At 39.4% G+C, this 26391-nt stretch carries 26 protein-coding genes; 16 read left to right on the top strand and 10 right to left on the bottom strand.

The features are described from left to right. Nucleotides 1–162: 162 nt before the first annotated feature. The 4 genes from BBI08_RS12535 to BBI08_RS12520 form a co-directional block, all read right to left on the bottom strand. The gene (locus BBI08_RS12535; protein ID WP_008498219.1) at nt 163–1047 is read right to left on the bottom strand and encodes a hypothetical protein; all 885 of its coding nucleotides are present in this window, start codon (nt 1045–1047) and stop codon (nt 163–165) included. Nucleotides 1048–1236: 189 nt separating this feature from the next. After that, complete coding sequence (locus tag BBI08_RS12530) at nt 1237–1959, bottom strand: amino acid ABC transporter ATP-binding protein (protein ID WP_008498218.1); 723 nt, start codon at nt 1957–1959, stop codon at nt 1237–1239. Next, a complete protein-coding gene (locus tag BBI08_RS12525) occupies nt 1952–2611 on the bottom strand; it encodes an amino acid ABC transporter permease (RefSeq protein WP_040850929.1) in 660 nt (219 codons plus the stop codon). The genes BBI08_RS12530 and BBI08_RS12525 overlap by 8 nt, the downstream gene beginning before the upstream one ends. Before the next feature lie 28 nt (nt 2612–2639). Then, entirely contained in the window at nt 2640–3419 is a 780-nt protein-coding gene (locus tag BBI08_RS12520) for an ABC transporter substrate-binding protein (protein ID WP_008498216.1), read from the bottom strand. 185 nt (nt 3420–3604) lie between these two features. On the opposite strand from BBI08_RS12520, the gene pcp reads away from it, so the two are divergent. Further along, complete coding sequence (gene pcp, locus BBI08_RS12515; RefSeq protein WP_008498215.1) at nt 3605–4213, top strand: pyroglutamyl-peptidase I; 609 nt, start codon at nt 3605–3607, stop codon at nt 4211–4213. Nucleotides 4214–4250: 37 nt separating this feature from the next. Here pcp and BBI08_RS12510 read toward each other — a convergent pair whose 3' ends face one another. Beyond that, entirely contained in the window at nt 4251–4910 is a 660-nt protein-coding gene (locus tag BBI08_RS12510; RefSeq protein WP_065528167.1) for an HAD-IB family hydrolase, read from the bottom strand. A 151-nt stretch (nt 4911–5061) separates the two neighbouring features. On the opposite strand from BBI08_RS12510, the gene BBI08_RS12505 reads away from it, so the two are divergent. Then, the gene (locus tag BBI08_RS12505; protein WP_008498213.1) at nt 5062–5355 is read left to right on the top strand and encodes a hypothetical protein; all 294 of its coding nucleotides are present in this window, start codon (nt 5062–5064) and stop codon (nt 5353–5355) included. Between the two features lie 172 nt (nt 5356–5527). Next, nucleotides 5528–6133 (top strand): hypothetical protein, encoded by a 606-nt coding sequence (locus BBI08_RS12500; RefSeq protein WP_008498212.1) that lies wholly within the window; start codon nt 5528–5530, stop codon nt 6131–6133. A 44-nt stretch (nt 6134–6177) separates the two neighbouring features. Here the strand turns inward: BBI08_RS12500 and BBI08_RS17205 are convergent, their stop codons facing one another. Next, nucleotides 6178–6306, bottom strand: a complete 129-nt coding sequence (locus BBI08_RS17205; RefSeq protein ID WP_008498211.1) for a hypothetical protein — start codon at nt 6304–6306, stop codon at nt 6178–6180. 19 nt (nt 6307–6325) lie between these two features. Next, nucleotides 6326–7900, bottom strand: a complete 1575-nt coding sequence (gene aceB / locus BBI08_RS12495; RefSeq protein ID WP_418312501.1) for a malate synthase A — start codon at nt 7898–7900, stop codon at nt 6326–6328. Nucleotides 7901–8090: 190 nt separating this feature from the next. Between aceB and BBI08_RS12490 the strand changes: the two genes are divergently transcribed. Beyond that, nucleotides 8091–8741, top strand: a complete 651-nt coding sequence (locus BBI08_RS12490; protein ID WP_008498210.1) for a LytTR family DNA-binding domain-containing protein — start codon at nt 8091–8093, stop codon at nt 8739–8741. Between the two features lie 53 nt (nt 8742–8794). On the opposite strand, the gene BBI08_RS12485 is transcribed toward BBI08_RS12490, so the two are convergent. Next, nucleotides 8795–10159, bottom strand: a complete 1365-nt coding sequence (locus tag BBI08_RS12485; RefSeq protein ID WP_008498209.1) for an FAD-binding oxidoreductase — start codon at nt 10157–10159, stop codon at nt 8795–8797. Nucleotides 10160–10336: 177 nt separating this feature from the next. Between BBI08_RS12485 and BBI08_RS12480 the strand changes: the two genes are divergently transcribed. From BBI08_RS12480 to BBI08_RS12455, 6 genes are all read left to right on the top strand, one after another. Next, on the top strand, nt 10337–11002 hold the full coding sequence (locus tag BBI08_RS12480; protein ID WP_065528166.1) for a GntR family transcriptional regulator: 666 nt from the start codon (nt 10337–10339) through the stop codon (nt 11000–11002). Beyond that, complete coding sequence (locus BBI08_RS12475) at nt 10999–12024, top strand: TRAP transporter substrate-binding protein (RefSeq protein WP_008498206.1); 1026 nt, start codon at nt 10999–11001, stop codon at nt 12022–12024. The genes BBI08_RS12480 and BBI08_RS12475 overlap by 4 nt, the downstream gene beginning before the upstream one ends. Nucleotides 12025–12330: 306 nt before the next feature. Next, a complete protein-coding gene (locus BBI08_RS12470) occupies nt 12331–12825 on the top strand; it encodes a TRAP transporter small permease (protein WP_008498203.1) in 495 nt (164 codons plus the stop codon). Beyond that, a complete protein-coding gene (locus tag BBI08_RS12465) occupies nt 12822–14111 on the top strand; it encodes a TRAP transporter large permease (protein WP_008498202.1) in 1290 nt (429 codons plus the stop codon). The genes BBI08_RS12470 and BBI08_RS12465 overlap by 4 nt, the downstream gene beginning before the upstream one ends. Nucleotides 14112–14192: 81 nt before the next feature. Next, complete coding sequence (locus BBI08_RS12460) at nt 14193–15359, top strand: aminotransferase class I/II-fold pyridoxal phosphate-dependent enzyme (RefSeq protein WP_008498201.1); 1167 nt, start codon at nt 14193–14195, stop codon at nt 15357–15359. 93 nt (nt 15360–15452) lie between these two features. Further along, on the top strand, nt 15453–15881 hold the full coding sequence (locus BBI08_RS12455) for a cupin domain-containing protein (RefSeq protein ID WP_008498200.1): 429 nt from the start codon (nt 15453–15455) through the stop codon (nt 15879–15881). A gap of 72 nt (nt 15882–15953) precedes the next feature. Here the strand turns inward: BBI08_RS12455 and BBI08_RS12450 are convergent, their stop codons facing one another. Then, nucleotides 15954–17318, bottom strand: a complete 1365-nt coding sequence (locus BBI08_RS12450; protein WP_065528165.1) for an aspartate kinase — start codon at nt 17316–17318, stop codon at nt 15954–15956. A 127-nt stretch (nt 17319–17445) separates the two neighbouring features. Here BBI08_RS12450 and BBI08_RS12445 point away from each other — a divergent pair, with 127 nt between their 5' ends. Genes BBI08_RS12445 through thrB form a run of 3 tightly spaced genes read left to right on the top strand, consistent with a single transcriptional unit; the run spans nt 17446 to nt 20698 of the window. Further along, nucleotides 17446–18738 carry a homoserine dehydrogenase gene (locus tag BBI08_RS12445; RefSeq protein WP_008498199.1) on the top strand — a complete coding sequence of 431 codons (1293 nt, stop codon included), beginning with the start codon at nt 17446–17448 and terminating at the stop codon, nt 18736–18738. After that, nucleotides 18735–19796: a threonine synthase gene (gene thrC, locus BBI08_RS12440; protein WP_065528164.1), complete on the top strand. Its 1062-nt coding sequence runs from the start codon at nt 18735–18737 to the stop codon at nt 19794–19796. The genes BBI08_RS12445 and thrC overlap by 4 nt, the downstream gene beginning before the upstream one ends. Further along, complete coding sequence (gene thrB, locus BBI08_RS12435; RefSeq protein WP_008498197.1) at nt 19793–20698, top strand: homoserine kinase; 906 nt, start codon at nt 19793–19795, stop codon at nt 20696–20698. Before thrC ends, thrB begins: the two co-directional genes overlap by 4 nt. A 47-nt stretch (nt 20699–20745) precedes the next feature. Here thrB and BBI08_RS12430 read toward each other — a convergent pair whose 3' ends face one another. Continuing rightward, nucleotides 20746–22170 carry an NAD-dependent succinate-semialdehyde dehydrogenase gene (locus BBI08_RS12430; RefSeq protein ID WP_008498196.1) on the bottom strand — a complete coding sequence of 475 codons (1425 nt, stop codon included), beginning with the start codon at nt 22168–22170 and terminating at the stop codon, nt 20746–20748. A 329-nt stretch (nt 22171–22499) separates the two neighbouring features. On the opposite strand from BBI08_RS12430, the gene BBI08_RS12425 reads away from it, so the two are divergent. The 3 genes from BBI08_RS12425 to BBI08_RS12415 all read left to right on the top strand — a co-directional run bounded on the left by BBI08_RS12425 (nt 22500) and on the right by BBI08_RS12415 (nt 26258). Then, nucleotides 22500–23696 carry a hypothetical protein gene (locus BBI08_RS12425; protein WP_065528163.1) on the top strand — a complete coding sequence of 399 codons (1197 nt, stop codon included), beginning with the start codon at nt 22500–22502 and terminating at the stop codon, nt 23694–23696. 64 nt (nt 23697–23760) lie between these two features. Continuing rightward, nucleotides 23761–24936, top strand: coding sequence for an amidohydrolase (locus BBI08_RS12420; RefSeq protein WP_065528561.1), 1176 nt, complete (start codon nt 23761–23763; stop codon nt 24934–24936). 20 nt (nt 24937–24956) lie between these two features. After that, nucleotides 24957–26258 (top strand): Zn-dependent hydrolase, encoded by a 1302-nt coding sequence (locus tag BBI08_RS12415; protein WP_008498193.1) that lies wholly within the window; start codon nt 24957–24959, stop codon nt 26256–26258. Nucleotides 26259–26391: the final 133 nt, after the last annotated feature.

The raw sequence follows: 26391 nt of genomic DNA, 5'->3' as shown, positions 1-26391 counted from the left end.
GGCAATAAAAACGAGCACTTAACTCATATCTATTATACAGAATATTTAGTTTAATATCCAAGAAAGAGCTTAGCGCACTAAATACAAGTAAATTCTCAAAAGTTCATGAAAAAAAAGTGCCTAAAAGTCATTGTCAATGAACTTGTAAGGCACCTTTTTATATTATTGTTTATTGATTTCCGCATTTAGTATCATCGATTCAAAAAACAAGGCAGAGGATCCTTCATTCCATTCTAAAGAAGTTAAATCGGCAGTCCGTTTTTCGATATACCCATAAGCTAGCTGTGTGCGTGGATCATCAGTCAATTCGAGCTTAACCAAAGGACCTTCAGGTGTTAGCCAGTTTAACTGAGATAGCCGGTTTTCCAAGGAAAAAGAAATCCAATCATCTTCAATTTCTTCTTTATCAAATAAAGGTTCTGGTGAAGCCATTAACCAAGTTTGGCTTGTGTGTTTAGGAGGAAGCCATAGATTTTTCGATAATACACCTTCTTCTAATGTCAAATCAGTAATTTCATGGCGCAGTTCTTGCACCCAATTGCCATTACCGAGTTGAAGATTCCGTGATACATACACATTACCAATTAACATTTCGCCGTTTGCGGTCGTAAAGACGCCGTAAGGATTGGTCGTGCGGTCTGAACCATACATCGCTTCGTCAAGTCGAGCCGGTGGTTGTGGATTCCAAGATTTATAGTCTGTATCTTCTAGGCCGTTAATGTTCATTGAAAATGTATAAGGAAGCCAACTTGTATTTTTGATATCCTCAAAAATGATAGAAGTTCCATTAGAAAGCGAACGGTCGACAAGTGTATACGTCCCAACATTCAAGCCAAGGAATGTCATTTCGTAAAGCTGTGTTAAGTCCGGTCCATTTTCACTAACTTCAGGCTCATTAAGCGTAATGAACGTCGGCTTTTCAAGTGTTAACGTTATATTATTATCGGAGTAAAGTTCTACTTCATTTTTTAAAAACATGACAGCTGTAAAAACAAACAGCGACATGAAAAATACAACACCAACTAAAATAATTATTTTTCTAAACACATTTTTCACCTCTGTTTTCTGCAAGATTCCCAGATTCGATTATAACATGTGAAAGGTGAGGGATACGTTCGACATTTGAGCATCAAATGAACAAATACTAGAGCGATTCGTTTCCAACAAAAAAGACTGTAGACAAAATCGAATAAATCGATTTGTCTACAGTCTTTACAAATACCTAAAAGACACCTATTACAATACTTTATCCAGAAAATCTTTTGCGCGTTCAGTTTTTGGATTGCTGAAAAATTCAACAGGTTGACCTTCTTCGACTAGTACACCGTGATCTAAAAATAACACGCGGTCTGCAACTTCGCGAGCAAAGCCCATTTCATGCGTGACGACAACCATTGTCATACCTGATTGTGCTAAGTCTTTCATTACGTCGAGCACTTCTTTAACCATTTCAGGATCAAGTGCCGATGTCGGTTCATCAAACAGCATCAGTTCCGGTTCCATTGCCAACGCACGAGCAATTGCTACACGTTGTTTCTGACCGCCTGACAAGCTATTTGGGTATGCCTTTTCTTTTTCAGATAAGCCGACACGTTCGAGTAAAAGACGAGCTTTCATTTCTGCTTCTGCTTTTTTGATACCTTTTGCTTTTATCGGGGCATAAGTTAAATTCTCAAGTACCGTTAAATGAGGGAATAAATGAAAGTGCTGAAACACCATCCCAATTTCTTGGCGAATTTTGTGTATATTTTTATTAGAAGCGGTCAAACTTTTGCCGTTAATTTCAATAGTTCCAGCAGTCGGTACTTCTAACAAATTTAAACAACGTAGGAAAGTCGATTTACCGGAACCAGAAGGACCGATTATTGAAACGACTTCACCTTTTTTCACGGTAGCTGAAATATCACTAAGTACTTCATTGGTGCCGAATTTCTTGTATAAATTTTGTACATTAATCACTTTGTTTCAGCCTCCGTTCAAACACTCTACCAATCATCGTTAAGCCCATTACAAGACACCAGTAGATGAATCCGACAAATAACAACGGCTCGAAATTACGGAACAAATCAGCTCCTACTACTTGTGCACGTCTCATGAGATCGAGATAGCCAATGGTCGAAACGATGGCAGATTCTTTGGTTAAAGTGATAAATTCATTCATGAGTGCAGGCAAAATGTTTTTCAGAGCTTGGGGCAAAATGATGTCTTTCATCATCGAACGGTAGGGCACTCCAAGAGCTTGTGCAGCTTCCGTTTGTCCTTTATCTACTGCTTGTATGCCGGCACGGATAATTTCCGATATGTAGGCGGATGAATTTAATCCAAAAGCCAGAATTGCGGACAGGAAAGCTGAAATATCATATCCGGTTAGCTGGGGAGTGGAAAAGTAAATAATCATCAATTGCAGGATTAGTGGTGTTCCACGAAAAATCGATGTATAGGCATCCGCAAACCAACGTAAAGGTTTGATGCTGCCAATTTTAAACAAAGCCAATAATGTTCCAAGAATAGATCCAAGAATGATAGCAAAAAATACGAATTTTAAAGTTGCCCATATCCCTTCTAGCATGAAAGGGATATAGGGGACTATTTGAGAGAAATCCAGGTTCATAAGTTACAACTCTTTTCTACAGGTAAGTTTACTCTTCTTCAGATAGCCATTTTTCTTTTAGTTCATCTAATTTGCCGCTTTCTTCCATTTCAGCGAGTACGCCGTTAACATCTTCTAAAAGCTCGCTGCCTTTAGGGAAAGCGACAGCCATGCCTGGTGAAGCTGTTGTTGGATCGTCAAATGCACCAAGGTCTTGTGCTTCGATGTAGCCAAGCGCTACTTGTTTGTCAATATAAGCAGCATCAATGCGACCAGATAAAATTTCCTGGATTAATGCGCCCGAATCGTCTAAAGCTTTCAATTCAAAGTTGATGCCTTCGTCAGCGATGATGCTTTTCGCGCCTTCTTCTTGTATCGTCCCAAGTTGAACACCAACCGTTTTACCTTCTAAAGCTTCGAGACTCGTAAGCCCTGAATCTTTCGCTGTAACGAACATTTCGCCAGAATGATTGTATTCAGTAGAGAAATCGACGTTCTCTTTACGAGAGTCAGTTGCCGACATGCCAGCAATGACCATATCTACTCGATCATTTTGCAAAGCACCGATCAAGCCATCAAATTTCATATCTGTAATTTCAAGTTCGTAACCTAATTCGTCTGCTATGTGGTTTGCGAGGTCAATATCGAACCCAACAATATCGCCTTCGGGGTTACGAGATTCAAATGGTGCGAATTCTGCAGATGTTCCCATCTCCAATACTTCTTTTTTCTCTGAAGATCCTGTATCTTCTTCACTTGAACTTCCGCAAGCCCCTAGCACTAATGCAGATGATGCAAATAAAGTGATAAATGATAGTTTCTTAATCATGTATATTCCTCCTGTGTTATTGCATTTTTATTCATTTTAATGAATTTTAACACAAGGAAAAACATTTGGGAAGTTATTTTTCAATAAATTTAATGTTTATATTTTCTGACAATTTAAAACCTATAAAAGAGAGGGGTGGGCAAGAAAAAGGGGATGCGTATAATAGTGATTAGGAGGAGATCTTATTGAGAAAATTACTGTTAACTGGCTTTGAACCATTTTTGGATTATACGGTCAACCCGACAATGAAAATAGTAGAAGCGCTAGATGAGAAAATAATCGGCAATTATCAAGTGGTCGGCAAAATTATGCCTGTGGACTTTAATTCGTCTGGAGAATTTTTGCTTAAATTTATTAAAGAAGAAAATCCAGATGCTGTTATATCGCTAGGACTTGCTGCGGGACGCTATAAAATTACACCAGAACGGATCGCCTTGAATGTCAAAGATGGAGATGTTGATAATCAAGGCAATAAACCTGTTGATGAGCCGATTCGACAAGAAGGAGAGGCAGCTTATATGTCTACCTTACCCGTTCGAAAAATGGTTGATCATTTACTAACTAATGGCTTGCCAGCAGAAATTTCAAATACGGCTGGTGCATATCTATGTAATAACGTTATGTATGAGGGATTGCATTATGCCAAACATAATAACCCTACATTGAAAACAGGTTTTATTCACATTCCCGCATCACATGAATTGGCAATCCAACACGGTCGGATTCCTAGTTGGTCACATGAGGATCTTGTTAAAGGCATTCAAATTTGTATTGAAGTGTTAGACGAAGCATGAAAAAACGGATCGCAATTTGCGGTCCGTTTTTTCGTGCTTAAATAATTTCCCAGTTGCGACGTTCTGCAACTGTTCTTAATTTTGGCTTTGGACGCACCGCTACAGGATGACCGACAAGTTCAAGTACAGGTAAGTCGGAAGGGCTGTCCCCGTATGCATAACTGTTGGCCCAGTCAATGTCCCATCCTTCTAGTGCTTCTTTGATTTTTTTCGTTTTTAGCTGACCTTGGACATGTGACAATGGAGTTTGATGATCTAAAATATTATTGTTATAAAGAATTTCTGTCCCGATAATGGTCATAATCGGCAATTGTTTTGTCACTGCGTGAAGTAATGGAGTGAAGGCTCCAGAAACGAGCATGACGTAATCATTATTAGCTACGTGTTCTTTTAAGCGCTCCACCACCGTTGGATTCATATCCCCGTGCATACGATCTGCAATCTCACCGAAAAATTGTTCGAGTTCAGTTTTTGTGAAAGTTTCCAACGAAGACAAATAAGCTTGAACAGAACGTTCACGCATTTTCCATTCAGGATAAATTTTTAGTCGATGACCAATATAAGGTGGCATTATGGTCCGGTAAAATTGACGGTAGCGTGTGCTATGTTCAGGATGATTTTTTAAATGACTCATCATTAACTGGAAAGTTTCTTTTGAATACAATGTTCCATCAAAATCGAATATGGCTACGCGCAAAAAAAATCAACTCCGGTTCTCATTTTTTCTATAGCTTTCATCATAGCGGAAAATAGCGATATCTTCCAGTAAGTGAATGACGTAGGTTTATGTATTTTAGTCTAAAGGGTATGGAATAAGAAATAACGGACTAGCTACAGGAGGTTGTAAAATGGAAAAGCAACAGATCACAGTCGGATACGTAGATTTAACACAGGACGAATCAGACCGACTATTTGAAGAAGTGAAAAAAGACAAAGAAATTGAAAACTACATTGAACTCCAAGGGTTGATGGACGATTATGATTCGGTAATCATTGAGCCCGAAGCACGACCACTCGACGAAATTTTAGAAGGCGAGGATACACCGAACGAGCGTGAACAAGGCGGAACACGCTATATCGAAGTTTTCAATAAACTCGAAGAAGATACACGGTACCGTTTTAAATCATCTAATCAAGAGTGAAACTTAAAGCTACCCCAAAAGTCATGAGCACTGACTTTTGGGGTAGCTTTTTATTTTAGGAGACCAAAGCATTTGTTGTAAGAAAAAGGAAACTTCTTGATCGGAGATTCGTATAATAGAGAATTACTTTTTTGTGAAAAGCGTGAAATGAGAATAAAAGGGGGAATAACGTATGGCCATTTTAACAAAGAATAAAAGAATTATCGGGTTGCTACTAGTGTTCGTTTCTTTTTTACTCATTGCCGGTTGTTCAGGAAATGGTGAAGCAAAAAAAGTAGAAACTGAAAAAACAATGGGTTCAGTTGAAAAAGACAAAGCGACCATTCAAGCTGTCATTGAAAAACAATTTAACGGTCCCGACAAAAAATACCGCGAATTGTGGAAGGCTGCAATGGAAACTCAAACAGGCGATATGGATGAGGAACAATACAACGCTTGGCTAAGTTCATCTGAATACGAAGCTTTAATCGATTACATGAGCGATACGTATGCTTCGTATTTTACTGAAAATGCGTATGATACATTTAAGAATACAGATGCTTTTATGTATAGTTTGTCAGATCATGAATACAAACTAAGCACGGCTAATATTAAAATCACCCAAAATGAAATTGAGAAGACTTTGTATACTTTCACATTCCAAGTACTGTTTGAACCCGAAACAGGTGAACTCGAAACGTTTAATTTTGATGGCGAGGCTATCGTACCAACAGCAGGGAAAATCGGCAAAATTCAATTTAACAATCAACAGACATTATTAGAGAAAATAACATACTAACGAAAAAAGAGGAAAACCATATTTACTGGTTTTCCTCTTTTGGGTTATTCTTCTACATTGGCAATGCAACGTTCACATTCATAAATAATAGATTCGCGGCGTTCTTTGATTTCACAGCCACATTCCCGACATTCTTTTTTTGTACGCGTTTCGAAAGTTTGAGTGTTTTTCATTTTGATCTCCTCCAATAGTTTAGTTTAGCTTTTCATAACCTGGCAGTGTCAAAAATTCAGCAAATTCACTTTCTAAAGTAAGATTTGTAAACAACTTACGGGCTTCCGCATAATTACCGGTTGAATATCTTGTTTCGCCAACCTGTTGTTGGATCTTAGCCGTTTCTTCTTCAATCACTGCATGGAACAAAGGAAGGTCGATATTTCGTCCATCCTCTAAAACACCTTTAGGATGGCGAATCCACTGCCATACTTGGGAGCGGGAAATTTCAGCAGTTGCAGCATCTTCCATTAAGTTATGAATAGGAGCCGCGCCATTTCCCGATAACCAGGAAGCAATGTATTGAATGCCGACTGAAATGTTTGAGCGTAATCCCTCTTCTGTAATGGTTCCAGTTGGCACTTCTACCAATTGTTCCGCAGTAACTTGAACGTCTTCGCGTTTGTTATCAATTTGGTTTGGTATAGGCATGTGCTCATCAAACTGTTCCATCGCGACCGCGACCATTCCAGGGTGTGCAACCCACGTTCCATCATGACCGTCCATGGCTTCACGCCGTTTGTCTTCAGCCACTTTTTGAAAAGCCGCGGCATTGGCTTCGTCATTTCCTTTAACGGGAATTTGTGCTGCCATTCCGCCAAGCGCCGGTGCATTGCGTCTGTGACACGTTTTAATACACAATTGTGTGTAAGCTCGCATAAACGGGACTGTCATGGTTACTTGTGAACGATCCGGGAAAATGTATTCTGGTAAATTGCGCATTCGTTTGATGACACTGAAAATATAGTCCCAACGACCGCAATTTAGACCAGCTGAATGTTCGCGTAATTCGTATAAAATTTCGTCCATTTCAAAAGCGGCCATAATAGTTTCAATCAATACGGTTGCGCGTATCGTCCCTTGAGGAATCCCTAATTCATTTTGTGCGAAAACGAAAACATCATTCCAAAGACGCGCTTCTAAATGACTTTCCATTTTTGGAAGATAGAAATAAGGACCTGTTCCGCGTTCAATCAATTCCTTAGCATTATGGAAAAAGTATAATCCGAAATCGACTAAGCTACCGGAAATCGGTTGTCCATCAATAAGTATGTTTTTCTCCATCAAGTGCCAACCACGAGGGCGAACCATTAAAACTGCCGTTTTTTCATTTAATGCATATTTTTTTCCAGTTTCAGCAGCTTCAAAATCAATTTGTCGCCGAACCGCATCTCGTAAGTTGATTTGGCCGTCAATGACATTAAACCAGTTGGGTGCAGTAGCATCTTCTAAGTCTGCCATAAACATTTTGGCTCCAGAATTTAACGCATTAATAAGCATTTTACGGTTTGTCGGACCTGTAATTTCAACACGGCGGTCTTTCATATCTTCAGGAAGCGGAGCAATCGTCCAATTGTTATTGCGTATATGTTTCGTTTCTGGCAAAAAGTCTAATTTTTTTCCAGCATCAATTTCTTTTTGACGTACTTGTCGCTTTTCCAAAAGCTTAACGCGTCGTTTGTCGAAATTAGTATGCAGTTTCTCAATAAAGTCTAATGCTTCAGGAGTTAAAATTGTTTCCATTCCTGGAACTTCTTCACCTTTTATCGTCATCGTCGATTTTGTTAACAAACAAATCATCCCTTTCTGAAAAAAATTTAATCTCCTGTATTAATACAGTTTGTTTTGATGTATATTAATATATAACAGAAAATTCTAACTGTCTTCTAATAAGGACAAAAAAGAATATTTGGCGACAAAAGCGAGTATTTGACGATAAACACATTTGAAAGGGGAGTCGGGGATGGAAAATACGATATTAGAACAAATGGGTTTTATCATAGGGGATTGGATTCCGAAAGAAGCATCGATTGCAATTGCGGTAGAAGGTAGCTATATCTACTATAAAGCGGGAGTTCATGACTTGCAGATTCGAGAAGGCCAGGCAGTGCTTCCCGGTAGTATTGCTGCACGTGCAAAAAAAGAAGGACAACGAATTGAAATGTTTGTCGAAGAGTCTATCTTCGGAACCCCTTATTACGGCATTGGCTATCCAGTCAAGCTAGGAGAAAAAGAAAGCGTACTTGTTATTATTTTGCCGCCGGATTATTTAGTTCGTAAAAACAAACCAATCCGATTTCTAACAGGAAAGTATGAAGATACTTGGCGTCCTGTTTCTGTAAATAAAGTTTCTCATATTGAAAGCAGCCAAAAGAAAACATGGTTTTATACAGACGATGAAGCTTATTGTGCAATACATACATTGAAAAACTTAAAGCATCAATTGCCAGATAGTTTTTTACCGATTCATCGATCTTATATCGTGAATATTGATTATATAGAAGAGATTTCTCGAGACATTGCATCAAACTATCAGTTGACACTAAGAGACGGCTCGATTTTACCCGTTAGCCAAAATTATACCGCTAGTGTCAGAGAGCGACTCGGTTTCTAATTTCCAACTAAATACAAGCTTAAAGCCAGCAGAGATAGACTCTATGCTGGCTTTTATGTGAATATTTTTCCTGGATTTAATAAATTATTCGGATCTAGCATTTGCTTCATGTTTCTCATAATGGCAACAGCGGCTCCGTGTTCTGCATCTTGATATTTCATTTTTCCGAGGCCGACACCATGTTCACCTGTGCATGTTCCTTCGAGTTCGATGGCGCGATAAGCAAGTTTTTCATTAATCGTTTCGGCAGCAATTTGCTGCTTAGGGTCTTTGGCATCATAAGCAATTGAAGTATGAAAATTACCATCTCCAATATGACCTAAAACACCACCTTCTAATCCACTTTCGGAAATAAGGTCACGAGCATAATCAATCAGTTCGGGAAGCTTAGATATAGGAACGCATACGTCCCCACCAGTAATTGTCATACCTGCTTGATGCCGGTAAGCATAAGCCATTTCATGACGCGCTTTCCAAATCGATGCTCGTTCTTCCGAATCCGCCGCAATCCGCCAGTTTTCGCAATTCATATCTGTTAACAATTCCTGTGCTAGTGCAGCTTCTTCTTCCGCTGCACTTTTCATGCCAGCAAACTCAAAAAATAACGAGTGCTTTTCAGGAAGTCCGTAATTGCCGTAGTCGTTCACTTTCGCAATGCTGTATGCATCAACAAATTCCATGCGTTGAACAGGAATGCCGCTAAGCAAGATCATATGAGCCGCTTCTGCACATTGATGAGGTGTCTCAAATGTGCAGCTAGCAGCAATTGTATGCTCAGGAATTCCATGAAGTTTTAACGTGATTTCTGTAATGATGCCAAGCGTTCCTTCGGACCCAGTAAACAGCCCCGTCAAATGATAGCCTGAAGACGATTTTTTTGCTTTTGTTCCGGTATGTAGAAGGGTGCCATCTGCTAACACAATTTCCAAATCGACAATCTGATCTCGCATAACACCATAACGAACTGCGGTTGTACCGCTGGCATTCGTAGCTGTCATCCCACCAATTGTGGCATCGGCACCTGGGTCAATCGGAAATTGCAATCCATGCCGATTAATGATGTGATTCAGTTGAAGGCGAGTGATACCAGGTTGGACTGTTACCAGTAAATCTTCTGGTGAAAATTTCACCACTTGATTCATGCGTTCGAAATTAAGTGAGATACCGCCCTTTATGGGAATCGCTTGCCCTTCTAAACCAGAACCTATGCCAAAAGGCGTAATAGCAACTGATGCTTCACGAGCAATTTTCATAATTGCTAACACATCTTCCGTGGATTCTGGGAAGCAAACAATCTCAGGTTCTACAGGTGGGTGATCGGATTCATCGTGGCTATGTCGATATAATTCGCTAACGCTAGTTGAATATTGATCTGTTTTTATTGTGTTTTGCAACTGGCTGATCCACTGGCTTGTCATAGAAATGCATCTCCTTTAAGTCGATAAAAATTACTAACTCTAATTTTATTAATGAAAATAATACTGGAATTAGTTATTAGAAAATTTCGATTTTCTCTATACAAACGAATCTGTCTATTCTATACTTCCTGTATACAGTATACACTCTGTGGATTAATTATAAAGAGGGGAGGAATCATGGAAAAGATCACGAAACAAGCCACGTTGGCAGATAGAGCCTACGAATATATCAAAAAGATGATTATTACAGGAGAACTAAAGCCTGGTCAAGAATTGCCAGAAGAGAAGTTAGCACATGAACTTGGCATAAGTAGAACGCCTTTACGAGAAGCATTAAAAAGATTAGCCATGGATGCATTAATTGAGTTAAGAAACCTGAAACCCGCAGTAGTAGCGGCTTTTACTTCTCAAGACATTATTGAAATTATGGAACTTCGCCGACTACTAGAAATCAAAGGCCTTGAAAATTTAACGGATGTAGAGCAACGACCTAATATTGATGAGCTAATGGTAAATAGTGAACGTCAATTGCAGGCAGTGCAAGAAAAAAAAGTGGTGGAATTTATGGATTTAGATCAAGAATTTCATGCTTTGTTATATCAAAACCACCGCAATAACCGTTTGAAAGAAATGATAAATAATATTAATAGCGGAGGGAGCAGAGCTTTTTTATTGTTATCTGATACTGCAACCGATAGTTCAAAAAAAGCATATGAAGAACATCTCTCCATTCTCCAAGCAATAGAACAAGGAGACTTAAAAAAAGCCAAACAGCAGTTAGGCGTTCACTTAGATAATATTGAAAGCCGACTACTGAAATACAGTACACAGGAGGAACTATGAAAAAATTACTCGGACTATTACTTATTGGTGTATTTATCTTATCAGCTTGTGGAAGACCAGATAGCGGAACGACAACGACAGAAGATGGCGAAGCCGGGGAAGATACATATACATTACGACTTGCCCATTTAGTACCGGAAGAACAATCTTCTCATGTTGCAGCAGTAGCGTTTAAAGAAAAATTAGAGTCAGAATCAGATGGTCGTTTAATCGTAGAGTTGTACCCGAATGGTCAACTATACGGTTCTGACCGAGAAGCGATTGAAGCAGTACAACTCGGAAACATTGAAATGACCATTCCAGCTGTTGCAGCAATGGCTTCGTTTAACGAAAAATTCCAAGTGTTCGATTTACCGTTCTTGTTTAATAACAATGAAGCAGCTTACAAAGCGTTAGACGGAGAGCTAGGTCAAGAACTAATGGCGGACCTTGAAAACAATGATTTAAAAGGATTGGTTTTCGGCGAAAATGGATTCCGTCATGTTTCTAACAATGAAGGGCCAATCGAATCTCCAAAAGATATGGAAGGCTTGAAGATGAGAACATTAGAAAGCCCATTGCATACAGATACTTTTAATGCTTTTGGGGCCAACGCATCTCCATTTGCTTTTGGGGAACTATATACAGCATTGCAACAAGGCACATATGATGCAATGGATTGCCCGATATCTCTTTACTACACTAACAAATTTTATGAAGTTCAAGATTATTTAACGTTGACAGGTCACGTATACGCAGCAACAGCATTGCTAATTAATAACGATGTTTACAACGATCTTCCAGAAGATTTACAAGAAATCATGACAGAAGCAGCTGAAGAGTTCCGTACAGAACAACGTATACTGGCACAACAACAAGATGGAGAGTTCCTTGATAAACTTAAAGAAGAAGGTATGCAAGTTAACGACTTAACAGATGAGCAACGCAACGAATTCCGTGAAGCGGCAAAATCTGTTTATACAAAATACGAAGATCAAATTGGGAAAGAGTTGATCGATCAAGCGTTAGCAGCGAATGAATAACAGTTGAAAAATCAAGGAAGAAACTCATTGATTCTAACTTGTGGATAAAAGAAGATAAACCCAACTTTATATATTTATACTGGATTCTACGCCCCCAGTGGACGCTTTCCGCGGACGAAGCTAGCGCAGCGATGCAGGAGCATGGGTTTTCAGTGACGTGGAGGCTGAAGCTGAGCCCACAGAAAGCGAAGTGGCCAGCCTAGTTGGAGATTATAAATCGCTATTTATATTAGTGAAACTTTGTTTATACTCTGAAATCAAGGAAGAAATTCCTTGATTTTTCGTTTTATGAAAGGAAGTGAATGTATGATTAAGAAGTTTGAGAAAGCAGAAGAGGCTTTTTTAGTTCTAACATTAGTACTGATGGTTGCTTTAATTTTTGGCCAAGTCGTTGGACGTTATGTGTTTTCGAATGCACCAAGTTGGACAGAAGAAATGGCCCGTTATATACATATTTTTCAAGTGTGGATTGGAGCAAGTTACGCAGTGAAATTGCGAGAGCATATTCGTGTAGAGGCTTTTATCACAAAATTTAATGGATTGCCTAGAAAAATTTTGGAAACGATTACTCTTATCATTTGGTTTATCATGGCTTTGTTTTTGGCCTACTTCGGAACAGACTTAGTATTGAGCAGTATTACGAACGGACAAGTCACACCAGCGATGCAACTACCGATGTGGATTCCATTTTTAGCGATTCCGTTAGGTGGGGCTGGCATGTGTATTCGTTTGATACAGCAATTAGTGAAAATTTGGCAAGGTGATTACGAAATGCATAAGGGAGGGGACCTTCCGGCATGACAATAGCCCTCTTATTTGGCACGTTATTCGTTTGTTTGTTAATCGGTGTACCTATTGCGATTGCTTTAGGCGTTTCAGCTTTGACAGCGATTTATTTTGGTACAACGTTGCCTCTTAGTATTATTACTCAAAAAGCATTTACCTCTCTAGACTCATTCCCACTGCTTGCGATCCCGTTCTTTATGCTTGCTGGAATATTGATGGGCAAAGGTGGGGTTTCTAAACGCTTGCTCGCATTCGCAGCGTCATTAGTCGGCTGGATGACGGGTGGCTTAGGAATGGTGACGATTGTAGCTTGTATGTTTTTCGCGGCTATATCAGGGTCAGGTCCTGCAACAGTAGCCGCTATTGGGGGCTTTATGATTCCTGCAATGGTTGCGAGAAAGTATGATGGCGGCTTTGCTTCAGCAGTTGCTGCAGCTGCAGGATCGATAGGCGTCATTATCCCACCAAGTATTCCATTTGTTCTTTATGGAGTTATAGGTGGGGTTTCAGTTGGAAGTATGTTTTTAGCGGGCATAATTCCAGGGATTATTATTGGTTCTGGCCTGTTAATTACTGCTTACATCATTTCAAAAAAGCGTGGCTATAAGCCTGAACCAGGGGAAGCCTCTACTTTTAAATTTAAAGATGTACTAGTAACGTTTTGGGATGCTAAATGGGCATTATTAATTCCTGTTATTATTCTAGGGGGAATATATGGTGGTATCTTTTCACCTACAGAAGCTGCCGTTGTGGCAGTAGTGTATGCTATAATAATTGGCAAATTCGTTTATAAAGAATTATCTTGGCAAGGTCTTTACGAAAGCTTTAGACAAGCGATTGTCATTAATTCCACTACAATGATTATCATCGGATTATCCGTATCATTTGCTTACTTTATGACAATTGAACAAATTCCTGGAGAAATCTCGGATTATTTGACTGCTTTATCAAGCAATCCACTGGTTATTTTACTGGCAATTAACTTATTGTTGCTTGTAGTCGGAATGTTTATCGATACAATTTCAGCATTGGTTGTTTTAACGCCAATCTTGTTGCCAATTGTTGTGACCGTAGGCGTAGATCCTGTGCATTTTGGTGTTATTCTTGTAGCTAACTTGGCAATTGGATTTGTCACACCACCTCTTGGTGTTAACTTATTTGTGGCATCAAGTGTGGGAGGCGTTCGGTTTGAAAAAATTGCCTTCGCAGTAATCCCCTTCTTGCTTTCGATGATTGTTTGTTTACTAATTATTACATTTATTCCGGCGCTGTCTTTATGGTTGCCAGGACTTTATGAATAACGAAAATTTTTACTGAAAATCGAACGAAAGAAGAGTTTCTTTTTCTTTCGTTCGATTTAGTTAAGAGGAAGGTTGTCACCTATGAGCATTTCAATCAATAGTCGTATCGAGTCTATTCAAATTTCAGGCATCCGTCAGTTTTCAAATCAATTAATCGATTATCCGGAAGCGATTAATTTAACAATCGGACAGCCTGATTTCCCAACTCCTGAAGCAGTGAAACAAGCTGCTATTATTGCAATCCAAAACAATCAAACAAGCTATACACATAATGCAGGATTGCTTGAATTGAGAGCGGAGATCGCTTCTTTTTTTCTAGATACGTACGCGTTAGAGTTTAATCCGCAATCAGAAGTTATCGTTACAAATGGTGCCAGTGAAGGGTTGGACTCTCTCTTTCGAGCGATTTTAGAAGAAGGTGATGAAGTTATTTTGCCTGCGCCAGCTTATCCGGGATACGAACCGATTATTCAGTTGTGCGGTGGAAAAGTGGTTTATTTGGATACTTCAGATACTGGTTTTCAACCAGACCCCCAGCGTCTTGAAAGTTTAATAACAGATCGTACAAAAGCGGTGTTGATGAATTTTCCATCTAATCCGACAGGTGTCACAATGGAATCTGCGCAACTTGAAAAAGTTGCAGCTGTTCTCGAGAAGCATGAAGTATTTATCGTTACCGATGAAATTTATAGTGAAAATTCATATGGTGAAAAACATACGACATTTGCGAGCTTTGAAAAGTTACACAATCGCACATTCCTTGTCCATGGTCTATCGAAATCCCATTCGATGACAGGCTGGCGAATTGGCTTTGTTTTAGGTCCGGAAATGTATATGAAACATGTGTTGAAAGTTCATCAATATAACGCGATTTGTGCAGCTGTGCCAAGTCAATACGCTGCACTTGAAGCAATGAAGAACCAGCGTCACATTCCTGCTGAAATGAATAAAGAATATATTGAAAGAAGAGATTTTGTCTATAAACGATTAACGGATATGGACATTGACGTAGTTTTGCCAAAAGGCGCATTTTATATTTTTCCTTCCATTGAAAAATTTGGCATGACTTCTTTTGATTTTGCGATGCGCTTATTAAAAGAAGGTGGAGTAGCAGCAGTGCCGGGTTCTGCATTCACAAAATACGGCGAAGGATTTGTGCGGATTTCTTATGCTTACAGCATGGTTGTTCTTGAAGAAGGGATGAATCGACTAGAGCAGTTTATTCAGACGTTAAAATTAAGGGACTAATCCTTAAGTGAATAGGAGCTGATCATTATAGTTAACGCACACTATTTTCATTTTAAAGACGACGGCAGTATCCCGAACAATTCAACGCTTAGCGTGATTTATTACCCAGCTGTTTTTAAAACGAACCCCGAAAAAATTGAACAAGTATTTAATGGCCACGGCTGGAGAAATAGCTGGACTGGTGGGGTTTTTAACTATCATCATTACCACAGCAACACTCATGAAGTGTTAGGTGTATACAGCGGTTCCGCCGTGCTCCGTATTGGCGGTGACCATGGCGAAAGTTTCCGTGTAAGTGCAGGTGATGTTGTGCTGTTACCTGCTGGGACAGGTCATAAAATGCTAGAGTCGAGTCATGACTTTAAAGTAATAGGTGCTTATCCAGAGGGCAAGTCTTACAATTTAAAAACCGGTAAGACGGAAGAACGACCTTTTGTATTAGATGATATCAAAAATACGCCGATACCAAAAACAGACCCCGTTTTTGGTAGTTCCGGACCAGTTACCGAAAATTGGTCATAAAAAAATTTTAAGCCCTTTGCTAAAACTCGGCAAAGGGCTTAAATTTATAATTTTAATCGTCCGACAATCGTATTAATGAACCAAAGCAGGCTCAAAGAACTCTTTATACAATTCGTTTAGGATTTTTTTTTCATCTTCTTTCAAAATTCCGAACACCAAACTTACTTCAGAAGATCCTTGGTTAATCATTTCGATATTAACGCCTGTTCTAGCAAAGGCATTCGCTGCGCGAGCTGTTAGGCCTTTTTGATTGTTCATGCCTTCTCCAACCAAAACAATCATTGAGAAATCGCTGCGGATATGGACATCATCGGCGTTCAGTTCGGATTTTACACGGTCAATGATCCGTTGTTCTTTATCAGACGACAATTGATGACTACGTAAAATAACAGACAAGTTATCGATACCTGATGGGATATGCTCGTATGAAATCGCTTCGTCTTCTAAAATTTGAAGAAGTTTACGACCAAAACCAATCTCACGGTTCATCAAGTATTTACTAACATATAAAGTTGAGAACCCGCTATCCGCTGAAATGCCTGTTACGGGGCGAAGTGAATGGTCACGTTCTGCAACAATCATTGTACCGGGTGAGGAAGGGTTATTTGTATTGCGAATGCACAGAGGAACAGCTGCTTTAAAAACAGGCATAAGGGCTTCATCATGCAAAACTGCAAATCCAGCATATGAAAGTTCTCGCATTTCCCGGTACGTCATTTGTTCGATTGCAGCAGGATTTTCAACGACTTGTGGATTTGCTGCAAAAACGCAGTCAACATCGGTGAAGTTTTCATAGAGTTCTGCTTTTACAGCCGCTGCAAGGATAGACCCGGTAATATCTGAGCCTCCACGTTCAAATGTCCGTAATATTCCGCCTTTTGTATAGCCGAAAAAGCCAGGGAACACTGAAATGGTTTTTTTGTTTTTCAAATCTGCTAGTCTCTCATAAGCTTCTGGAAGAGCTTGTGCACGCTCTGGCAAGTCATTGACAAATAAACCTGCGTCAAACGGATTAACATACTCTGCTGGCATACCAATGGACGTTAAGTATGCAGCTATTAGTTTCGCAGAATTATCTTCACCACTCGCTTTGATCAGATCCGCAAAAAGAGGGGGAGAACTTTTATCTGCTTGAAGTCGGTTTAAGAGGTCAGTTTCGATGACATTAGTAATCTTGTTATCTAGCCCTAATTCGTGAGTGATTTGTGCATATCTTTCCACAACCTTGGCAAGAGCAACATCTGTTGGTTCATCACGAAGTGCCGCAGCTGATAAGTTAATCAGCAAATCTGTCACTTTGACGTCTCCAGCGAATCGCTTGCCTGGTGCAGAGACAACGACAATCTTGCGAGTTGGCTCTGCTTTAACGATTGCCGCCACTTTTTTTATTTGTTGTGCACTAGCTACTGAAGTTCCGCCAAATTTGCTTACTTTCATCCAATCAAGTCCCATCTTTTTTAATAGTCTGTAAAAGGGTTGTTTTAACCTAAATATAATACTATAATGTCTCTATGACAAAAACAGTTGTTTTTTCACAGTGTACACACCATAGGAGGAATCGTCAATGAAAAACGAAATTTCAATCGGATTATTAGGCCTTGGAACGGTGGGCAGCGGAGTTGCTACAATCATCCAGCAGCATCAGCAGGATTTGCATCATAAATTAGGTGCCCAAGTTTCTATCAAGAAAGTACTGGTCAGAGATACAAAAAAAGATCGGCTTTCTAGCTTAGACCCGAGTGTTTTTACAACGGATATAGAAGAAATCTTGAATGATTCTTCTCTCGATATCATTGTCGAAGTTATGGGTGGCGTAGATGGCGCTAAAACAGCTATTGAAAAAGCACTCAAAGCAGGCAAGCAAGTGGTTACAGCCAATAAAGACATTATGGCAGAATTTGGTCACGAATTATTAAAATTAGCAGATGCTGAAAAATGTGATCTGTTTTATGAAGCTAGTGTTGCAGGTGGTGTACCGATTATCCGTACATTAGAAGATGGTTTAGCTTCTGACCGCATTTCTAGTTTAATGGGAATTGTTAACGGCACAACAAACTTCATTATGACAAAGATGAAAAACGAAAATATGACATATGAAGATGCTTTAGCTGAAGCAACTGCATTGGGATATGCAGAAGCTGATCCTTCAGCGGATGTAGATGGTCTTGATGCAGCTCGCAAAATGGTTATTTTGTCTTCACTTGCATTTTCAACAGAAGTTCATTTAGATGATGTTCTTGTGAGAGGAATGAAAGAAATTCGGGATGGCGATTTAGAGCTAGCAAATAAATTTGGTTATACAATGAAGATGGTTGGATCTTCAACAAAAGATGAAGATGGCATCGAAGTTTCCGTAGAACCAATTTTCCTTGCCAACTCACATCCGCTTGCTTCAGTGAATAATGAATTCAACGCAGTATACATATACGGGGATGCTGTAGGTGAAACAATGTTATATGGACCAGGAGCGGGGTCTTTACCAACCGCGACGTCTGTAGTGTCTGACATTATTGCAGCTTGTCGTAACTTACAACTTGGTGTTAACGGTAAACGGGCTCATGCAGCACAACATGAACGTGTGATTAAACCAGAGGCTAAGCGCTTTGCGAAATATTGTCACCGTTTGCTTGTAAATGATGAAGTTGGCGTGTTATCAAAAATGACGTCAATTTACAGTAAACATGGAGCAAGCATTCAATCAGTAATTCAATCACCAGCGGTTGAACCAGGAAAAGCAGAATTGGTCTTGTTGACACATCAAATTTCTAGACAGCAACATTTAGATGTTTTAAAAGAGGTAGAAGGAACGGCAAGCGTTATTAGCCATTACCGAATAGAAGGGGAGGAAACAGTATGAGATGGCAAGGTCTAATCGAAGAACATAAAGAGTGGCTACCCGTCACAGAAAATACCCCTTCACTAACTTTACAAGAAGGCAATACACCGCTCGTTCATTTAGAGAAACTTTCAAAAGAATGGGGCATTGAGCTTTACGTAAAATTAGAAGGTGCAAATCCAACCGGTTCATTTAAAGACCGCGGTATGGTAATGGCAGTTGCCAAAGCAAAAGAAGAAGGGAAAACGGTGTTGATTTGTGCTTCAACGGGAAATACTTCTGCATCCGCTGCAGCTTACGGCGCTCGAGCCGGTATGCGCACAATTGTCGTTATTCCAGAAGGACGTATTGCGCTTGGTAAGTTAGCACAAGCCAAAATGTACGGAGCAGAAATTCTTGAAATTAAAGGGAATTTTGATGAAGCTCTTCAAATGGTGCGAGAAGTCGGTCAAGAAGCGGGTATCGCATTAGTTAATTCCGTTAACCCATACCGCCTAGAAGGACAAAAAACAATTGCTTTTGAAGTTATTAATCAGTTGGGACAAGTGCCGGACGTTTTTGCTTTACCAGTTGGCAATGCAGGCAATATCTCAGCATCTTGGAAAGGGTTCACAGAATACGCTGAGCGCACTGGCGAACAACGTCCAACACTTCTAGGTGTACAAGCAGCTGGAGCGGCACCAATCGTTCACAATAAAGTAGTAGAAAACCCAGAAACTGTTGCTACAGCTATCCGTATTGGGAATCCAGCAAGCTGGCAGTTGGCTTTAAATGCCTTAGATGAATCAAACGGCACGATTTTAGCTGCTACTGATGAAGAAATTTTAGAAGCTTACCAAATGTTAGCTTCTACTGAAGGAGTTTTCGCAGAGCCAGCATCGTGTGCATCAATTGCGGGTATTAAAAAACAAGTTGAAAGTGGTCTTTTAGAAAAAGGTTCTAAAGTAGTAGCAGTGTTAACAGGGAATGGCCTGAAAGATCCTGAAACTGCTATTTCAGTTAACCAGCACAAAGCGCTACTCGTTCCAGAAGATATGGAACAATTTTGGGAGGATTTAAAAAAAGGAGTGAAAGTATGAGTTGGAAAGAGTTTTCATTAACAGTTCCAGCTTCTACTGCGAATCTCGGTCCTGGATTTGATTCGATTGGTCTTGCATTAGACCTCCATATGTTTGTTCATGTTTCACCATCGGCTTCGTGGCAGGTAGAATACAAAGATCAAGGGTACAAGCAACTTGCAACGGGTACTGACAATTTAATTGTTGCAACAGCTCAAGCAGTTGCCGATCAATACAAGCGGTCATTGCCAACTGCAAAACTGATCATCGATACAGAAATTCCATTAAGTAGAGGACTTGGCAGCAGTGCTTCAGCTATTGCTGCAGGCATTGAAATTGCCGATCGTTTAATTGATTTGCAACTTTCAATGAAAGAGAAATTGAAAATCGGTACGGAAATGGAAGGGCATCCAGATAACATTTCAGCATCACTTCTCGGTGGATTGACGATTTCTTATTTTGATGATGAGGATTTAGAGGTCATTCATGTTGTGGACGTCGAGATTGGCGTAGTCATTTTAGTTCCACCTACTGAATTTTTAACTTCAGAATCACGTAATCTGTTGCCTGAAAGTTTACCTTACAAAACGGCGATACGAGGTGGCGCTTCTGGAAATGTATTAGCCGCAGCTTTAGTAAGAGGTGATTGGAAACTTGCAGGACGAATGATGCAAAAGGATGTTTTTCATGAACCTTACCGCAAAAGTAAATTTCAAGACTTTGAACAAATTCAGCAAAGCTGCTTAGAGCTTGGAGTATATGGCATGGCTATTAGCGGAGCAGGACCTTCTTTATTCATCGCTGTCGAAAAAGGACAGGAAAAAATGGTAGCTGCACAATTAGCAGAGAAATTTCCGCTTTATGAAAGTCTGGTAACAAAACCATCTTCTAAAGGGATTAAAATCTGTGAAACAGTGTTATAAACAATAAAGAAGCTGCTCCGAAATTCGGAGCAGCTTCTTTATTTAAGTTAAACTTTGATCGAAATATATTTGGTTTCTAAGAAGGCTTCTAACCCTTCTTGTCCGCCTTCACGTCCAACGCCACTTTCTTTCATGCCACCAAATGGAGCTTGTGCAGTGGATGGTGCACCGTCGTTCCATCCGACAATGCCATAGTCAAGATTTTCAGAGATATAAGTGCCGCGCGACATACTTTCAGTGAAAAAGTAAGCTGCTAATCCAAAGCGTGTATTATTAGCTAATTGAACTGCTTCTTCATCTGTTTCGAACGTCATAATCGGCGCAACAGGGCCAAACGTTTCTTCGTTCATAACCAACATGTCTGATGTAGCATTAGTTAAAACGGTTGGGTTATAGAAATAAGCATTATTTTCAGTGCGACCGTCTCCACCAACAAGCACTTTTGCACCTTTTTCAACAGCATCTTGAACATGTTTTTCTACTTTTTCATAGCCATCTTTATCTACTAAAGGACCAATTTTTACGCCTTCATCTAAGCCATTACCAACTTTCAGTTGGCTTGCAGCTTCTCCAAGTTTTTTAGAAAACTCATATGCAATGCTTTGTTGCACATAAATGCGGTTACCGCATACACATGTTTGTCCAGCATTGCGGAATTTCGAAGCAATGACGCCTTCGATGGCCAACTCCATATCTGCATCTTCTAAGACGATGATTGGTGCGTGTCCGCCTAATTCAAGTGATAAGTTTAACATCGTTTCTGATGCTTGTTTCATCAACTCTTTGCCAATTTCAGTTGATCCAGTAAAGGTAAGTTTACGAACATCAGGATGACTAGTAAATACTTTTCCGATTTTACTAGCACTCCCTGTTACTAAGTTGATGACGCCTTTAGGGAAACCCGCTTCAATCGCTAATTCATACATTTTAACTGCTGTTAATGGTGTCATTTTAGCCGGTTTCGCTACAAATGTGCATCCAGCTGCAAGAGCGGGTGCCATTTTTCTCGCCATCATAGCAGCTGGGAAATTCCAAGGTGTGATCGAGACAACAACCCCAACAGGCTGTTTATTAATTTGGATACGTTTGCCTTCTTTCGAAGCAGGGATTGTCCGTCCGTACATGCGTTTACCTTCTTCAGCGAACCATGATACAAAAGAAGCAGAGTACTCAATTTCCCCAATCGCTTCGGCGAGAGGTTTGCCCATTTCTTTTGTTAAAATCTCTCCAATTTCCTCTTTATGTTCAAGCAATAAATCATGCCATTTCATTAAAAGATCTGCACGGTGATAAGCTGTCGTTTTTGACCATTCTGGAAAAGCTGCAGATGCAGCTTCAATTGCATCTGTTGCTTCTTGCTCCCCACCGTTAGGTACTGATCCTATGACTTCACCTGTTGCAGGGTTCATAACATCAATTTTGCCATCACCTGTATTTGACCATTCTCCATTAATATAATGTCTACCATCCATGCTTCGACATCCTCCTTTGATTTTTGCGTATCCTAATAAATACCTCTAAATTATCCTGAATAAACGCTTAGAGAAAAGATAGGAGTTGCCTGTTCACAATTCCGACACAAAATAAAAAGATTATAAATACCTTAAAATATGCAATATATAGGTAATGGAAGCGATTTCTATCTATTAGAATTCTAAACAAAGTTAATGTTATTTCAAAATAGTTTTAAAATTCGATATATAAAGCCTAATCAGTGTGATACTATTGCAATAGTGAAAATATTCAGCTTAAAACTAAAATAATAGTTTTAAGCTGACAAAAGAAAAGAGGAGGAAATAAAATGGCTCAAATGCTCGCATTATCAATTATAGTTTTAGTCTTATTTATCGGTGAAGCAGTTTCAATTCGCACAAAAGCTTGGATACCTTCAATATTTGTGAGTGGAGTCTTGTTCTTACTAGGGTATTGGACATTCTTTCCTGCTGATATTGTTGCGCTTTCAGGTGTACCACCAGCTGTTGCTGTAATGCTTATCTATTTATTGATTACAAATATGGGAACTTTATTGTCTTTACAAGAATTGAAAGATCAGTGGAGAACTATTTTAATAGCACTGTCTGGTATTGCAGGAATTATTGCTGCTTTGTTCGGTATCGGAACTTTACTGTTTGACTACCAAACAGTTGTAGTTGCCATTCCTCCTTTAGTTGGTGGATTAGTATCGGCTTTAATCATGTCTGAGGGCGCAGCAGCAGCTGGATTTCCAACATTAGCTGTCTTTGCAATTGTAATATACGTTGTTCAAGGTTTTGCAGGTTATCCACTTACTTCAATTATGCTGAAAAAAGAAGGGGAAAACCTTCTAACAAAATACAGAAATAACGAGCTAATATTAAAAGAAATGCCTACCAATCAACCAGGAACTGTTGATAAAGCGGTGAAAGAGCCTCGTATGTTTGCGAAAATGCCGGATAAATACAATACCGACTTTTTTAAGTTTTTCCGTTTGGCTTTAGTTGGTTACTTAGCTTATTTAACAGCAACACTTCTAACACCAGTAGTTGAAATCAGTCCGTTTGTCTTATGTTTATTGTTTGGTGTAATTGCTCGTAGCATTGGTTTTCTTGAACGTCATCCGCTACAAAAAGCAAATGGTTTCGGATTTGCGATCATGGCACTCCTACTATTCATTTTTGATGGGTTAAAAAATGCTACACCGAGTATGATGCTTGAGATTCTTTACCCATTAATCGGCTGTATCGTGATTGGTGTCGTTGGTATGTATATCTTTTCATTTATCGTTGGAAAACTTCTTAAAGTCAGCAAAGAAATGGCTTTTGCAGTTTCATTGACTGCTCTTTACGGATTCCCAGCAGACTATATTATTACGGTAGAAGTGATCAATTCATTAACAAAGGATGAAAAAGAACGCGAAGTCCTAACAAGTCATATGTTACCACCAATGTTAGTGGCCGGATTTATCACCGTTACCATTGTTTCGGTTATTTTAGCAGGTATTTTCGTCGGATTCCTATAAGACACATGCATAATAAAAAGAAACTTGAATAGATGTTTATCGAGATAATCGGAGGGGATTTATGATGATTAACCAAGCGATAAAAAAATCGATAAAAGAGAATAGCGATGAAATGATTAGTATCCGTCGCAAGCTTCATAGTGAGCCGGAATTATCATGGGAAGAGTTTCAAACTTCTCAATTCGTTTATGAATACTTAACAGAGCTTGGTATTGAAGCGCGTAAGATGGAACCAACAGGTGTAGTAGCTGAGCTTAAAGGTGGTAAAGAAGGAAAAACTGTTGCGCTTAGAGCGGATATGGACGCACTGTCTGTTGAAGAACTAAATACAGATTTGGCGTACAAGTCCAAAGAGCTCGGAAAAATGCATGCATGTGGGCACGATGTTCACACAGCGATGCTTTTAACAGCGGCTAAATCGTTGGTCAGCATAAAAGAAGAGATTTCAGGAAATGTTCGTTTTATCTTCCAGCCTGCTGAAGAAGTAGCGACGGGTGCAAAAGCGATGGTTGAGCAAGGTGCGGTAAAAGACGTTGATAATGTATTCGGTATTCATATTTGGTCTCAAAGTGAAACGGGAAAAATAGCTTGTAATTCAGGACCAGCGTTTGCTTCTGCCGATATTTTTAAAATCCATTTTAAAGGTCAAGGAGGGCACGGTGCGATGCCTCAAGATTGTATTGATGCGGCAATTATTGCATCTTCATTTGTGATGAATGTACAATCTGTCGTGTCGCGTACGGTTGATCCCCAACAGTCAGCAGTTGTGACAATTGGAAAAATGGTTGTGGGAACTCGCTTTAATATTATCGCTGAAAATGCGGTTATTGAAGGAACGGTGAGATGCTTTGATCCTGCGACACGTAATCATATTGAAAAGCAACTTAAGATCTATGCAGATCACACAGCTGCGATATATGGAGGAAATGCAGAAGTTGAATATATTCGCGGGACACAAGCCGTCATTAATGGAGAAGAAAGTGCGCAATTAGTTCAAGAAGTGGCAATTGAAGCTTTTGGTGAAAGTTCCCTTTATGTAGAAAAACCAACAATGGGTGGAGAAGATTTTTCGTTTTATTTAGACGAAGTTCCAGGAAGCTTTGCGTTAGTGGGTAGTGGTAATACTGAGAAAGATACACAGTGGGCACATCATCATGGGAAATTTAATGTAGATGAAGATGCGATGATAATAGGTGCAGAACTTTATGCACAATATGCATGGTCTTTCTTAACTAAATAACTAGAAATAAGGAGGATATTATGCAAAAAACAAATGACAACCCTTTGTATGAAGAGTTATTAAAAGATTATGATCATAAACTTAGTCATTCAGGTATTAACGGGGAGCGTATTGCAAAACGATTATTCGAATTGTCTCAGATTGGTTTTGTTCAAGTTGGCGGTATAAAACGACCTGGCTTTTCGGATGAAGAAAAAGCTGCGAAGGCACTTGTGAAGAAATGGATGAAAGAATCGGGATTAAAGGTATCCGAAGATGGAGCGGGGAATGTTACAGCTCGCTTGGAAGGGTTGCAAAAAACTCCAGCTATAGCTTCTGGCTCCCATGTAGACAGCGTTCCGAATGGCGGTAACTTTGACGGTCCACTTGGTGTTCTGTCGGCACTTGAAGTAGTGGAAGCGTGGAAAGAAACAGGCTATACTCCTAACAAACCTTACGAAGTTATCGTTTTTTCAGATGAAGAAGGATCGCGTTTTAATAGTGGGCTAACAGGGAGTCAAGCGATGATTGGTGCCATTTCTGATGAAGAAATCGCACAGCTGCGTGATTATAATGGAGATACATTAGAACAGGTTTTAGCTCATTATGGTAGCACGATCGAATCTTTCAAAGCGGCTAAACGAGATTTGTCGGAACTAGAATTATTCGTAGAAGTGCACATTGAACAAGGCAAAAAACTCGAACAAGCATGTCAACCAGTTGGAATCGTTAATGGAATTGCTGGACCGGCATGGCTTAAAGTTATATTTGATGGTGAAGCAGGACATGCAGGGAATACTCCAATGATTGGTAGAAAAGACTGTTTAGTAGCAGCAGCAGAATTTCTTCAATCGATTCCAAAATTTCCAAAAGCAATAAATAATACTGCAGTTGCTACGGTCGGGAAATTAGAAGTTTTTCCAAATGGAGCAAATGTTATACCTGAGAAAGTGGAAATGCTAGTTGATATTCGAGACATTAATGAAGAACCGAGAGACCTTTTAATTGAGCAATTAATTGAGCAAGCAGAAAAAGTCGCAATAAAACATGAAGTTCATGCAACGACTAAATTGAATACACGGATCAAACCTGTTCCTATCGCTAATGATCTACAAAGTCGTCTTGCGACTTCTTTAAACAAGTTTGATATTGCACCAACATATATTCCGAGTGGGGCCGGCCATGATGCAATGAATCTTGGTCGAACAATCCCAGTTGCAATGCTTTTTGTTAGAAGTAAAGATGGGATTAGTCATAATCCAAAAGAATGGTCTAGTTTAAATGATTGTGTAATGGGAACTCACGTCTTAAAAGACTTTATCGAAGACGCAATGAAACGATAAAGTAAGTCAAATAAAAAACAGGAAAAGAGTATTCTTTTCCTGTTTTTTATTGTGCAAAAATAGTTAAAATTCTAGATTTGAGACGTTTGTTTATAACCTTAAAATGGAATTTTAATATGTAACTTTGGAATTA

Source organism: Planococcus halocryophilus, assembly GCF_001687585.2.
Taxonomy (GTDB): Bacteria; Bacillota; Bacilli; order Bacillales_A; family Planococcaceae; genus Planococcus; species Planococcus halocryophilus.
Note: the sequence above shows the minus strand (reverse complement) of the source record. Positions and strands in the feature narration are given on the sequence as shown.

What these genes read in the sequence shown, in the direction of transcription:
- BBI08_RS12450 (WP_065528165.1), bottom strand. Translation starts at nt 17,318, where the DNA reads ATGAAAGTAAGCAAATTTGGCGGAACTTCAGTAGCTAGTGCACAACAA.
- thrB (WP_008498197.1), top strand. Translation starts at nt 19,793, where the DNA reads ATGAGTTGGAAAGAGTTTTCATTAACAGTTCCAGCTTCTACTGCGAAT.
- BBI08_RS12480 (WP_065528166.1), top strand. Translation starts at nt 10,337, where the DNA reads ATGGAAAAGATCACGAAACAAGCCACGTTGGCAGATAGAGCCTACGAA.
- BBI08_RS17205 (WP_008498211.1), bottom strand. Translation starts at nt 6,306, where the DNA reads ATGAAAAACACTCAAACTTTCGAAACGCGTACAAAAAAAGAATGTCGG.
- BBI08_RS12505 (WP_008498213.1), top strand. Translation starts at nt 5,062, where the DNA reads ATGGAAAAGCAACAGATCACAGTCGGATACGTAGATTTAACACAGGAC.
- BBI08_RS12490 (WP_008498210.1), top strand. Translation starts at nt 8,091, where the DNA reads ATGGAAAATACGATATTAGAACAAATGGGTTTTATCATAGGGGATTGG.
- BBI08_RS12420 (WP_065528561.1), top strand. Translation starts at nt 23,761, where the DNA reads ATGATTAACCAAGCGATAAAAAAATCGATAAAAGAGAATAGCGATGAA.
- BBI08_RS12415 (WP_008498193.1), top strand. Translation starts at nt 24,957, where the DNA reads ATGCAAAAAACAAATGACAACCCTTTGTATGAAGAGTTATTAAAAGAT.
- BBI08_RS12430 (WP_008498196.1), bottom strand. Translation starts at nt 22,170, where the DNA reads ATGGATGGTAGACATTATATTAATGGAGAATGGTCAAATACAGGTGAT.
- BBI08_RS12520 (WP_008498216.1), bottom strand. Translation starts at nt 3,419, where the DNA reads ATGATTAAGAAACTATCATTTATCACTTTATTTGCATCATCTGCATTA.
- BBI08_RS12475 (WP_008498206.1), top strand. Translation starts at nt 10,999, where the DNA reads ATGAAAAAATTACTCGGACTATTACTTATTGGTGTATTTATCTTATCA.
- BBI08_RS12460 (WP_008498201.1), top strand. Translation starts at nt 14,193, where the DNA reads ATGAGCATTTCAATCAATAGTCGTATCGAGTCTATTCAAATTTCAGGC.
- BBI08_RS12500 (WP_008498212.1), top strand. Translation starts at nt 5,528, where the DNA reads ATGGCCATTTTAACAAAGAATAAAAGAATTATCGGGTTGCTACTAGTG.
- aceB (WP_418312501.1), bottom strand. Translation starts at nt 7,900, where the DNA reads ATGACGATAAAAGGTGAAGAAGTTCCAGGAATGGAAACAATTTTAACT.
- BBI08_RS12525 (WP_040850929.1), bottom strand. Translation starts at nt 2,611, where the DNA reads ATGAACCTGGATTTCTCTCAAATAGTCCCCTATATCCCTTTCATGCTA.
- BBI08_RS12465 (WP_008498202.1), top strand. Translation starts at nt 12,822, where the DNA reads ATGACAATAGCCCTCTTATTTGGCACGTTATTCGTTTGTTTGTTAATC.
- BBI08_RS12445 (WP_008498199.1), top strand. Translation starts at nt 17,446, where the DNA reads ATGAAAAACGAAATTTCAATCGGATTATTAGGCCTTGGAACGGTGGGC.
- BBI08_RS12425 (WP_065528163.1), top strand. Translation starts at nt 22,500, where the DNA reads ATGGCTCAAATGCTCGCATTATCAATTATAGTTTTAGTCTTATTTATC.
- BBI08_RS12485 (WP_008498209.1), bottom strand. Translation starts at nt 10,159, where the DNA reads ATGACAAGCCAGTGGATCAGCCAGTTGCAAAACACAATAAAAACAGAT.
- BBI08_RS12470 (WP_008498203.1), top strand. Translation starts at nt 12,331, where the DNA reads ATGATTAAGAAGTTTGAGAAAGCAGAAGAGGCTTTTTTAGTTCTAACA.
- thrC (WP_065528164.1), top strand. Translation starts at nt 18,735, where the DNA reads ATGAGATGGCAAGGTCTAATCGAAGAACATAAAGAGTGGCTACCCGTC.